The 12,366-nt window shown below is 36.0% G+C and carries 10 protein-coding genes; 7 read left to right on the top strand and 3 right to left on the bottom strand.

The features are described 5' to 3' along the window. The first annotated feature begins 96 nt into the window (after positions 1-96). The 3 genes from C1T31_RS01340 to C1T31_RS01330 all read left to right on the top strand — a co-directional run bounded on the left by C1T31_RS01340 (position 97) and on the right by C1T31_RS01330 (position 2,066). The gene (locus tag C1T31_RS01340) at positions 97-579 is read left to right on the top strand and encodes a DUF1761 domain-containing protein (RefSeq protein ID WP_103050664.1); all 483 of its coding nucleotides are present in this window, start codon (positions 97-99) and stop codon (positions 577-579) included. A gap of 32 nt (positions 580-611) precedes the next feature. Beyond that, positions 612-1,796, top strand: coding sequence for a GNAT family N-acetyltransferase (locus tag C1T31_RS01335; RefSeq protein ID WP_243398872.1), 1,185 nt, complete (start codon positions 612-614; stop codon positions 1,794-1,796). 78 nt (positions 1,797-1,874) lie between these two features. Then, on the top strand, positions 1,875-2,066 hold the full coding sequence (locus C1T31_RS01330; RefSeq protein WP_103050663.1) for a hypothetical protein: 192 nt from the start codon (positions 1,875-1,877) through the stop codon (positions 2,064-2,066). Positions 2,067-2,103: 37 nt separating this feature from the next. Here the strand turns inward: C1T31_RS01330 and C1T31_RS01325 are convergent, their stop codons facing one another. After that, positions 2,104-3,027 (bottom strand): SPFH domain-containing protein, encoded by a 924-nt coding sequence (locus C1T31_RS01325; protein ID WP_103050662.1) that lies wholly within the window; start codon positions 3,025-3,027, stop codon positions 2,104-2,106. 75 nt (positions 3,028-3,102) lie between these two features. On the opposite strand from C1T31_RS01325, the gene C1T31_RS01320 reads away from it, so the two are divergent. Then, the gene (locus tag C1T31_RS01320) at positions 3,103-3,801 is read left to right on the top strand and encodes a hypothetical protein (protein WP_103050661.1); all 699 of its coding nucleotides are present in this window, start codon (positions 3,103-3,105) and stop codon (positions 3,799-3,801) included. Positions 3,802-3,840: 39 nt separating this feature from the next. Here C1T31_RS01320 and gltX read toward each other — a convergent pair whose 3' ends face one another. Together gltX and C1T31_RS01310 are read right to left on the bottom strand one after the other, a co-directional pair. Continuing rightward, a complete protein-coding gene (gltX, locus tag C1T31_RS01315; RefSeq protein WP_103050660.1) occupies positions 3,841-5,361 on the bottom strand; it encodes a glutamate--tRNA ligase in 1,521 nt (506 codons plus the stop codon). 51 nt (positions 5,362-5,412) lie between these two features. Further along, the gene (locus C1T31_RS01310; protein WP_103050659.1) at positions 5,413-6,456 is read right to left on the bottom strand and encodes an alkane 1-monooxygenase; all 1,044 of its coding nucleotides are present in this window, start codon (positions 6,454-6,456) and stop codon (positions 5,413-5,415) included. Between the two features lie 109 nt (positions 6,457-6,565). Here C1T31_RS01310 and C1T31_RS01305 point away from each other — a divergent pair, with 109 nt between their 5' ends. The 3 genes from C1T31_RS01305 (at position 6,566) to mnmG (ending at position 12,352) form a co-directional block, all read left to right on the top strand. Beyond that, on the top strand, positions 6,566-9,994 hold the full coding sequence (locus C1T31_RS01305; RefSeq protein ID WP_103050658.1) for a DUF4175 family protein: 3,429 nt from the start codon (positions 6,566-6,568) through the stop codon (positions 9,992-9,994). Further along, complete coding sequence (gene ybeY, locus C1T31_RS01300) at positions 9,987-10,406, top strand: rRNA maturation RNase YbeY (protein WP_103050657.1); 420 nt, start codon at positions 9,987-9,989, stop codon at positions 10,404-10,406. The genes C1T31_RS01305 and ybeY overlap by 8 nt, the downstream gene beginning before the upstream one ends. A 74-nt stretch (positions 10,407-10,480) precedes the next feature. Beyond that, positions 10,481-12,352 (top strand): tRNA uridine-5-carboxymethylaminomethyl(34) synthesis enzyme MnmG, encoded by a 1,872-nt coding sequence (gene mnmG, locus C1T31_RS01295; protein ID WP_103050656.1) that lies wholly within the window; start codon positions 10,481-10,483, stop codon positions 12,350-12,352. The last annotated feature ends 14 nt before the right edge of the window (positions 12,353-12,366 follow it).

The raw sequence follows: 12,366 nt of genomic DNA, 5'->3' as shown, positions 1-12,366 counted from the left end.
CTAAAACCTCGAATTGTTCGAGGTTTTTTTGTACAAAAAGAACACAAATCATTTTTATAACTATATTTATACTATAACTAACTAAATAACAACAATATGGAAATTAATTTTTTAGCATTAATTACGGCTGCAGTTTCAGCTTTGGTAATCGGTTTTGTTTGGTATAATCCTAAAGTATTCGGAACTGCCTGGATGAAAGCGGCAGAAATGACTGAAGAGCAAATTAAAGGCGGTAACATGGCCAAGATATTTGGCTTGGCATTATTGTTTGCCTTTTTATTGGCGTTTGCACTCCAATTTATTACTATTCATCAAACGGGAGCCATGGGAATGGTAGGAGGTGACCCAAGCCAGGCCCTGCCATCTTATGATGCTTTTATGGCAGATTATGGTAATGCATTTAGAACATTTAAACATGGTGCTTTGCACGGTACAATTGCTGGGATTTTTATCGCCTTACCCATTATTGGAACCAATGCTCTGTTTGAACGCAAAGGCGCTAAATACATCTTTATCAATAGCGGTTATTGGATTGTCACATTGGCAATCATGGGCGGTATTGTTTGTGGATGGCAATAATTTTGTAATGAAATCATAAACCTAAAGACTGATTGTACCAATCAGTCTTTTTTCATGCTATTTTGATAAAATTTAAAATATTTGATACTTCGGATAAATTGCCAAATGATTGGGACTCGCTTGGGCCTCATGATATTTATCTCCAAAGAAACTATTTACAAGCTTTAGAAAAGGCTTCACCTAACAACATTTCCTCATATTACATCGGGTTTTACAACGATGATGTATTAATTGGAATAGCGCTAGTTCAGCGGGTACAACTTTATCTCAATGATATTTTCAGAAATCATAAGGACTCCTGTTTTCAGGAACGTTTTAAAAATGTCATTTCCAGGATTTTAAAAGGTAATATTTTGGTGGTTGGAAATATCACACACACTGGGCAGCACGGTATTTATTTTGATACCCAGAAAATGCCTTACGATACTTTCTTGAAGTGTTTGTTTGAAGCTTTAAACGATTTGAAAACACACATTAGATCAAAACACGGCAAAAAAATCAGGGCAGTATTGATGAAAGACTATTTTCTCAATGAAACCATTCATGATTACAGCACTGTTTTGTCAAATTTTGGTCTTACTAAAGTTTCGGTACAGCCCAATATGATTATGGATGTACGAAGCCACTGGAAAACGTTTGACGAATATATTGGAAATCTTCATAAAAAATACCGAGACCGTTATAAAACAGCAAGAAAGAAGTCTAGACAGATAATAAAACGGGAATTGGATATAAATGCTATTCAAGAGCAATCAAAAAGCATGTATGAGCTGTATAAGAATGTATCGGACAATGCCAGAATTAATACGTTTATTCTACCACAGGACCATTTCCTGATTTACAAAAAACAACTTGGGGACCAATTCAAGGTTTATGGTTATTATTTTAAGAATGAGCTCATAGGTTTTTATTCCCTTATTTTAAACCAACCATATTTGGAAACGTATTTTTTGGGATATGATACCGCGTATCAGTATAAAAACCAGTTATATCTTAACATGTTGTATGATATGGCTCAATATGGTATAGAAAATAAATTTAAACACATAGTCTATGCCAGAACAGCCATGGAAATTAAAAGTTCCATAGGAGCCAAACCCCTAAAAATGGTAATGTACTTAAAACACACTAATTGGTTACTGAACACTCTTTTAAAATATATTTTCCAGTTTATGAACCCTTCGACAGAGTGGCAGGAACGACACCCCTTTAAGTAATTTACTATTTATTTAACAGGAGGAAACTTTGATATCCCTTTAGTTTTCAGTATTTTAATTGTTTATAGGATAAGGAATATGAAAAGCACACAAGAGTTACTCACCGAAATAGCTAGGTTAATTCGGGATATTGAAACAAATTACCCTGAAGTATATCAATATTTAGATGAAAACCCCATAACTATACCCAATATGGAACACCCAAAGGTGGACCGAAAAGAACTTGAGGATTACCTGGAGAGCCTAAAACAACTGATAAGCAAGCATTAAAAAAGCCTCAAACTAAAGTTGAGGCCTTTTATAAGTTTTATTCTTTCTTTTTATTTCGGGCTTCTTTCATAGCTTCACCTATTTGATTGCTGGCCGCAAAACTAGCTACCATATCATTCAGCATATTGCTGCCGGCTTGTGGTGCGTTAGGCAATAAAATAAGGTTACTATTGGTTTCTTCTCCAAGGGATTGAAGGGTGTCATAATGTTGTGTAACGACTATTAACGCAGATGCTTCTTGAGAATTGATACCCACACGGTTTAACACTTCAACCGACTCTTCCAAACCACGTGCAATTTCACGTCTTTGGTCTGCTATTCCCTGACCTTGTAAGCGCTTACTTTCAGCTTCGGCTTTGGCTTTCTCAACAATCAGAATTCTGGCGGCATCCCCTTCGTATTGGGCCGCTATTTTTTCACGCTCCGATGCATTAATCCGATTCATAGCTGCTTTTACTTGAGAGTCAGGGTCAATATCCGTAACAAGGGTTTTAATAATATCAAAACCATATTCCAACATGGCATCGTTTAATTCAGCTTTGACCGCTATAGCGATATCATCCTTTTTCACAAACACATCATCCAACTTCATTTTAGGCACTTCGGCACGAACTACGTCAAACACATAACTGGTAATTTGATCATGCGGATAATCGAGCTTATAAAAAGCATCATAAACCTTCTCCTTTATAACCATGTATTGAACAGAAACTTTTAGACGTACAAATACATCATCCAAAGTTTTAGTTTCAATAATCACATCCAATTGTTGAATTTTTAAACTCAATCGCCCAGCAACACGATCTATTAGTGGAATTTTCATTTGTAGACCAGAATGACGGATACTTTGAAAACGACCAAAGCGTTCAATGATGGCAGCAGATTGTTGCTTCACAGTAAAAAATGATATTAATAGGAGAAATACAATTAATAGAAAAGGAATAAGAAATACTGGAGACATGTTTAATTGTTTTTAAATGTTAAAAATAAGTTCTACTAATTTAAGTTATATTTGTTGCAATCACATATGAATAGCATGCAATTTATACGACTTATTTTATTAGTAGCCTTCACAACCACTTTTGTTACAAATATCAACGCACAAAGACGAAGACCTCATGGTACCGTTCCTATTGTAAATGGGATTGGAATTTCGGGAGGCTTAACCCAATTCGATTTTCAAACAGATAATTTTGAAACCAAAGCGGGTAATGGTTGGGCCATTGCCGGATCGGCAACAGTTGATTTACCGCACAAGTGGTACAACATGAGTTATATGATTCAAATAGCTGAAAACAATGTGGGTATTGCCGCCAGATCGCCCTTACTAACAAGTGAAGAGTTTATTGACTATAAAATTTTTACAGCGCAAATCTCATTGCTCATGCATGTTAAGATAATTGGTCCTTATCTAACTTTTGATATAGGCCCGATGTTACAATACAATGGAGACATGGAGCTGAAAGATGATGATAAAGAGATATACGTAATAAAGAATTACGAATCCAGCGGACTATTAGCTAAAGACATTTCAGACATATCAAAGTTTAACATTGACGGTACCGTTGGGTTGTCTGCGGGAATCAGTCACTTTAGAATAAAAGCAGCCTATATCTATGGGTTTTTAAATACGTTTAATAAACTGAATGATAACAATCTGAATGTCGGTAATAATATCAGTAAGTTTAAAGGCAACCAATCGATGTTTGTGTTTTCGTTAATGATTTCGATTTAGAAATAATATTAAACTAAAAAGAGCCATTATGGCTCTTTTTTATGACAACGTATTCACCAAATTCTCAATGCGGCGTTTGGTTTCATCTTTTCCAATCAAGAACATAATTTCAAACACATCAGGGCCTTTGAGATCACCCACCAAAGCTAATCGTAAAGGCATCATAACTTTACCAAAGCCAATATTGTTTTCAGTTATCCAGCCTTTTATGATTGTTTGAAGGTTTTCAACAGTAAAGTCAGCAACAGAATCAACAAGACTTAAAACTTGTGACATGACTTCAGACGAATCATCCTTCCAAGCTTTTTTAACGGCTTTTTCATCTAGTTCGGTTGGTGTTTCGAAAAAGAAGTAACTTAATTCCCAAAAATCGGTTATTAAGTTAGCACGTTCTTTTATAAGCCCGACAACTAAAGAAACATAGTTTACATCAATAGTTTCCAATTCCGGCTGAATGGCTTTAAAATCTTTAGCCAAAACATCATCATGTTGTTCTTGCATATAATGATGGTTAAACCATTTGGTTTTGTCTGGGTCGAAACGCGCTCCAGATTTATTGACTTTTTCCAAATCGAATGTCTGGATGAGTTCCTCAAGACTGAAAATCTCTTGCTCGGTTCCAGGATTCCAGCCCAATAATGCTAAAAAATTTATTACCGCTTCAGGAAAATAACCATCCTCGCGATAGCCACGACTAATATCACCTGTTTTATGGTCTTTGTAAGCCAACGGAAATACGGGGAAGCCTAATTTATCACCATCACGCTTGCTTAACTTGCCCTTGCCTGTTGGCTTTAAAATTAGCGGAAGATGTGCAAATTCAGGCGCTTGCCATCCAAAGGCTTCATAGAGTTGATAGTGCAAGGCTAAAGACGGTAGCCATTCCTCACCACGGATAACATGTGTAATTTCCATTAAATGATCATCCACAATATTGGCCAAGTGATAGGTGGGCATACCATCGCTTTTGAACAGGACCTTGTCATCTAAAATGTTCGTATCAATTTGGATATCACCACGAACAATATCTTTTAAATGCAGGGTTTCGTCTTGAGGAGACAAAAATCGAATTACGTAATCCTCACCAGCATCTAGTTTGGTTTGGGTTTCTTCTTTAGAAAGTACTAGCGAGTTAACCAAACGCCCTTTCTCACGATTATGCCAATTATAAATAAAGGTTTTCCCTTGTTCTTCATGATCTTTTCTGTGCGCATCCAATTGTTCGGCAGTATCAAAAGCATAATAAGCCTTTCCTTTTGCTACCAACTCATCGGCATATTGTTTGTATAAATGTTTACGCTCACTTTGTCGATATGGCCCAAACGAGCCTTCTTTACCAGGCCCTTCATCAAAAGGAATATTACACCAATTCAAGGATTCAACAATATAGTCTTCAGCTCCTTCAACATAGCGGGTTTGATCGGTATCTTCAATACGAAGCACAAAGGTTCCTTGATGTTTTTTAGCAAACAAATAATTGAATAAAGCAGTGCGAACACCACCAATATGTAAAGGTCCGGTTGGACTTGGTGCGAAACGCACTCTTATAGGCTGACTCATGCAAAAATATTTTGCGCAAAGATAAAATCTTAATTAGTTTTTAGTAGGCTTTCAGGTTAAAATCATTTCTTTAGGAACCCGTTTATTCATAATTTTAAACCATAGTGGCGGTATAAGCGCCAAGACCATTGAGGTAGGATAACCAAAAGGCATTTGTGGGCTTTCTTCAGAGCATTCCAAAATTTGATATTTTTTAGATGTTTTATAATGATGATCACTATGTCTGGTTAGTTCATACAGGACTATTCGGCCAACCACATGGTTCGAATTCCATGAATGAACTAGTTTTACACGTTCATAGCGACCAGATTCTGTTTTGAGTCGCAATAATCCGTAGTGTTCGATGTAATTGACGGTTTCCAACAGTAAAAACCCTGTAACAGCTGCCGTAACAACAAACAAAAGACCAACACTTCCAAAAAGTATAAATACGGTAATTAAATATGAAAACTGGAAAACAGTATACCAAAGCATATCATTTTGAACTAAAAAGAAGGATTGATTGTTGTTTTTAAGTAATTTCATTTGAATGCGCCAGGCACTTGCATATTGCCCGATGGTAGATGTTAACCAAAAAGAATAAACATTTTGATTGTATCGTGCCGTGGCAGGATCTTCTTTGGTAGCCGCATGTAAATGATGCCCATAGTTGTGTTCAATATAAAAATGCATGTATAATGAGGGCAGGAGTAATGCTTTACCAATAAAGCGCTCGTTGGTAGTTTGTCTATGTCCCAGTTCATGAGCGACATTGATACCATTGGTGCCTAATACCATTCCTAAACTCAATGTCAACCCAATAAATTCGTAAGTTTCCAAAGGTGAGGATTTCACCGTCATCAAAGACCAAATTAATATAAAATATACAATGGGAAGATTTAAATACAACATCCAGTCAAACAATTTGTTTAGTTTTTTATCCGCTATTTCAGTTTCAGAATAATTAAGGTTGTTCTGGGGCAATAAGAGTTCCAAAATAGGAATAATAACAAACGAGTAAACGGGTGTCAAAAACATCCAAAACCCTTGATATAGCAAACCAATAACCGCTGTAACAGGAATGGAAAGTGCGGCTAAATATTTTAAATCTTTCATTTTTAATCTATAAATGTGCCAGTTTCCTCTAAATTAACACAACCTTATAAAAATAAGGAATTGTACATTAAAATAAAATTGTAGATTAGTAAGTTAATTAGATAGCAGCGTGGCAAATTTTGACAACATAACCGAAAAGTTAGAGTCTTTTATTAGGAGGTACTACACCAATGAACTCATAAAAGGCGGTATTTTATTTGTAGCTATTGGGTTGTTGTACTTTTTATTTACCTTATTTGTAGAATATATTTTTTGGCTAAGCCCGAGTTTAAGAACGCTATTGTTCTGGGTATTTATCGCTGTTGAAACCGCCTTATTTGTAAAGTTTATTCTATTCCCGTTAGCGCAATTATTTAAGTTTAAAAAAGGCATAGACTATATTGAAGCTTCCAAAATAATTGGAAAACATTTTCCTGAGGTTAATGATAAATTACTTAATGTGCTGCAACTCAATCAAAGCAATACAGAATCCGAGTTGTTGTTAGCTAGTATTGATCAAAAATCTGTGGAGCTACAGCCCGTGCCGTTTCAATTTGCTATTAATTTCAAACAAAACCGTAAGTATCTAAAATATGCCGCCATTCCAATACTAATCATAGTAATCTCTTTGGTTTCGGGCAAATTTAATTGGTTTAGCGACAGCTACAAGCGTGTTGTTGATTATAAAACCGCCTATGAACCACCAGCTCCTTTTCAGTTTTTTGTTGTAAATGATAGTTTGACAACTACGGAAAACGAAGATTTTACTTTATCGGTCAGGACGGCAGGCACAAAAATTCCTGAAAACGCTAAAATAAGCTACAATGGTGAGACTTATTTTTTACAACAAAAAGCAATAGGGGAATTCGAATTTGTTTTTACAAGACCCAAAAGCAGTATCAATTTTGAGTTGTCAGCCAATGACGTTCGGTCTAAAACATATACGCTCACAGTTGCCGAAGTACCCGAGATATTGGACTTTGAAATGGTTTTGGACTATCCAAATTACATAAAGAAATCTCAAGATATATTAAAAGGTACTGGTAATGCTACAATACCGCAAGGAACGAAAATAACCTGGCAATTGCACACCAAGGCAACTGATAACGTGACACTAGTAGCTAAAGACACTTTAAACTTCCAAACTGATGGATTAGGCAAATATGCTGCGTCAAAAAGTGTTTACGCTAATATGGATTACGCTATTAGCACCAGTAATAAGCTACTGAAGGATTATGAAAAACTCTCATTTAGCATTGAGGTAATCAAAGACAGCTATCCTGAATTGAATATTGAAATGCAGATGGACAGTATTGACCAGCAGAGCCTCTATTTTTATGGACAAGCATCCGATGATTATGGTTTAAGCAAGCTGCAATTAGTCTATTATCCTATTAGCAATAGTGATGAAATCAAAAAGGTAGATATTCCTATTGCCAAGTCTAATATTAGCGAATTTATCTCGGCATTTCCAAATGATTTGCAACTACAGGAAGGTGAGGGTTATGAGTTATTTTTTCAAGTTTTTGATAATGATGCCTTAAGCAACTTTAAAAGCACCAAGAGCAGTGTTTATTATTACCGAAAACTCACCAAAGATGAGGAAGAACAAAAACAGTTGGAACAACAAAACGAAACAATTGATGATTTAAACAAATCTTTAGAAAAAATTGAAGACAGGGAGAAGGAGTTAGAGGAATTTTCTAAAACTCAAAAAGAAAAGTCGGAACTTAATTTTAATGATAAAAAGAAGCTTGAGAATTTCCTCCAAAGGCAGAAACAGCAGGAAGAAATGATGCAAAACTTCAATAAAAAATTAAAAGAAAATTTAGAAGAGTTTCAAAGGGATAATCTGGAACAAGACCAATTTAAAGAAGACCTGAAAGAACGACTTGAAGAAAATGAACAACAACTCAAAGAAGATGAGAAGTTATTGGAGGAGCTTGAAAAACTTCAAGAAAAAATAAACAAAGAAGAGCTAACCGACAAACTTGAAAAATTAGCCAAGCAGAACAAGAACCAAAAAAGAAGCTTGGAGCAACTTTTAGAACTCACAAAACGCTATTATGTGTCTAAAAAACTCGAAAAGCTTCAACAAGAGTTAGATAAATTAGCTGAAGAGCAGGACAAACTATCAGAAGAAGACAAAGACAAAAACAACTCAGAGTCTCAAGAGGAGTTGAACAAAAATTTTGATGACTTTCAAGAGCAATTAGACGAACTCCAAAAAGAGAACAAAGAGCTCAAACAACCTATTGATTTGCCTCAAGACAAAAAACAGGAAGAAGCTATACAGGAAGACCAAAAAGAGGCAACAGAGCAACTTGAAAAACAGGAAGAACAGGACGCTCAAGAAGAAAACAAGGAGAAAGGTGACAACCAAGAACAATCTCCTAGTCAGAATCAGCAAAACGCCAAAAAGAAACAGAAGCAAGCAGCCCAAAAAATGAAACAGATGAGTGAGCAAATGCAGATGGCTATGCAAATGGGTGGCGCCGAACAGATGCAAGAAGACATGGAAATGCTTCGGCAAATTCTGGACAATTTGGTGTTATTTTCTTTTGACCAAGAAAACTTGATGAATCAATTTAAAAGTATTGAGGTAAATCATAACAAATATGCTGGCTATTTGGTAAAACAAAATAGTTTAAAGGAACATTTTTCCCATATTGACGATAGCTTATTTGCCTTGTCATTACGGCAACCTAAAATTTCCGAACGCATTAACAAGGAAATTTCAGAGGTGTTTTTTAATATTGACAAATCGTTGGATCAGTTTTCTGAAAACCGACTATATCAAGGTGTTGCTAACCAACAATACACCTTAACCGCCGCGAATAATTTAGCTGATTTCTTAAGCGACATATTAAATAGCATGCAAATGCAGATGCAAGGAAGTGGCATGGGGAGTGGCGGTCAACCCGAACCAGGCTTGCCAGATATTATCATGAGCCAAGAAGAGTTGAATAAGCAAATGCAAGAGGGGATGAAAAAAAGCGAGTCTGGCAAACCGAATGAAGGTGAGAAAGGTAAAGAGGGCGAAGATGGTGATAAGGAAGGGGAACAAGGCAAACAGTCACAAGGTGGACAAGAGGGCAGTGAAGGTCAAGAAGGCAATAAATTGGGTCAAGGAGAGGGATCTGAAGAACTGAACGGCGAACTATTTAGAATATACCAACAACAGCAACAAATTAGACAAGCCCTCGAGGACAAATTGGCCAAAGAAGGTAAAACTGGAGTTGGCAATGGGCTTTTAAGACAAATGGAAGAAATAGAGTTGGATTTATTAAATAAAGGGTTTACCAATCAAACGCTTCAGAAAATGATGAATTTACAGCACCAATTATTAAAATTGGAAAACGCTACGTTTCAACAAGGGCAAGATACTAAACGACAATCCAAAACGAATCAGGAAAACTTTAAAAACAATTCTACCAATCAAATACCAAAAGCTAAAGAATATTTTAATACTACCGAAATATTAAACCGAGAGACATTACCTTTGCAGCCGGTTTATAAAAAGAAAGTACAGGAATACTTTAAGCAAAAGGATGATTAGCTTTAATTTCGAAAATGATTTTAGTTTACATAATCAAGAGCTACTGATTAAGTGGGTTACTTTAGCAATAAAGGCAGAAGGATTTAAATTGGGTGAAATAAATTATATCTTTTGCAATGATGATTACCTACATAGGATTAATGTGGAGTTTTTGGACCACGATACACTTACAGACATCATAAGCTTTGATTACACGGTAGGAAAAATATTACAAGGGGATATTTATATTTCAACTGAACGAGTTGCTGATAACGCAAATGATTTTAATGTAACATTTGATAACGAATTACACCGAGTCATGATTCATGGCGTGTTACATTATTGTGGCTATAAAGACAAAACAGAAAATCAAGCATCTTTAATGCGCTCAAAGGAAAATCACTACTTAGGGCTTTTGTCTGAAATTCAGTAATTCATCGTATATTTGCACACTTAAAAAAAATGGATTTTGTTCCACGTGGAACAAAGTAATATAAATGGATAGTTATGTTTAATGATGTTTATGATGTTATTGTTGTAGGTGCTGGTCATGCCGGTAGTGAAGCTGCTGCTGCTGCCGCTAATATGGGTAGTAAGACATTGCTCATAACTATGAACCTGCAAAACATTGCCCAAATGTCCTGCAACCCAGCAATGGGAGGAATAGCTAAAGGTCAAATCGTTAGGGAGATAGATGCTTTAGGTGGCTATAGCGGTATTGTAAGCGACACATCGGCTATTCAATTTAAAATGCTGAATAAATCCAAAGGACCTGCTATGTGGAGTCCACGTGTTCAAAGTGATAGAATGCGTTTCGCTGAAGATTGGCGTTTGTTGCTAGAGAAGACACCTAATTTGGATTTTTATCAAGAAATGGTTTCTGGTTTATTAATCGAGAACCATAAAGTTGTGGGTGTGAAAACATCTTTAGGAATAGAGGTTAGGGGTAAATCTGTCGTGTTAACTAATGGCACCTTTTTAAATGGTTTAATCCACATTGGAGATAAAAATTTTGGAGGAGGTAGAGCTGGAGAAAAGGCTGCAACAGGAATTACGGAACAATTAGTTGAATTGGGTTTTGATTCAGGCAGAATGAAAACAGGAACACCACCTAGAGTAGACGGTCGATCTTTGGATTACTCTAAAATGGTTGAACAACCAGGTGATGATGACCCGCAAAAATTCTCCTTTTTAGATGTAACCAAACCGCTTATGGAACAACGGTCATGTTATATGACATATACCAGTCCTGAGGTACACGATTTATTACGTGAAGGATTTGATAGATCGCCTATGTTTAACGGTCGAATCAAAAGTTTAGGCCCAAGATATTGCCCTTCTATTGAAGACAAAATTAATCGGTTTGCAGATAAAGACAGGCATCAATTATTTGTAGAACCTGAGGGTTGGAATACGGTTGAGGTTTATGTAAATGGTTTCTCTACATCCTTACCGGAAGATGTTCAATTTAAAGCATTACGATCGGTGTCAGGTTTTGAAAATGTTAAGTTTTTTAGACCAGGTTATGCTATTGAATATGATTATTTTCCACCTACCCAGTTACAACATACGCTTGAGACTAAGCTCATTGATGGTTTGTACTTTGCTGGTCAAATTAATGGCACAACAGGTTATGAAGAGGCAGCATCTCAAGGTTTGATTGCAGGGATCAATGCTAGTTTGAAAATTCAAGAAAAAGAAGCATTTACTTTATCTAGAAGCGAGGCTTATATTGGGGTGTTAATCGATGATTTGATTACCAAAGGCACAGAAGAACCCTATCGTATGTTTACTTCTCGTGCTGAATATAGAACACTTTTACGCCAAGACAATGCTGATTTTAGGCTCACGCCTAAAGGTTTTGAAATTGGTTTAGCATCTGAAAAACGTGTGAGGCGTATGGAAGAAAAGCAAAAAGCTTCTTCTGATTTTGTTGAATTTTTTAGAGAAACAAGTGTAAAGCCAGAAGAGATAAATCCCATTTTGGAAGCGAATGACTCATCACTAATGAAGCAATCGGATAAGATGTTTAGAATATTTGCTAGACCGAATATTACCATTGATGATATGCGCAAAGTCCAATCTGTTAATGATTACATATTGGATAATGAATTAGATGGAGAAATTATTGAACAGACAGAAATTCAGGTTAAATATTCTGGTTACATAGAAAAAGAAAAAAATAATGCAGATAAATTGCATAGGCTGGAAAACATCAAAATCCCGAAGGATTTTGACTATTCTAAACTAAAGTCCATGAGTATGGAAGCCAGGGAGAAATTAAGTAAAATTCAACCTGTAACCATATCACAAGCTTCACGAATTAGCGGCGTTTCTCCCAGTGATGTTTCAGTTCTTTTAGTATATATGGGCCGTTAGTGTTTCACGTGGAA

This window comes from Hanstruepera neustonica (assembly GCF_002895005.1).
Lineage (GTDB): Bacteria > Bacteroidota > Bacteroidia > Flavobacteriales > Flavobacteriaceae > Hanstruepera > Hanstruepera neustonica.
The sequence above is the reverse complement of the archived record's forward strand: the minus strand, read 5'-3'. Positions and strand labels throughout refer to the sequence as shown.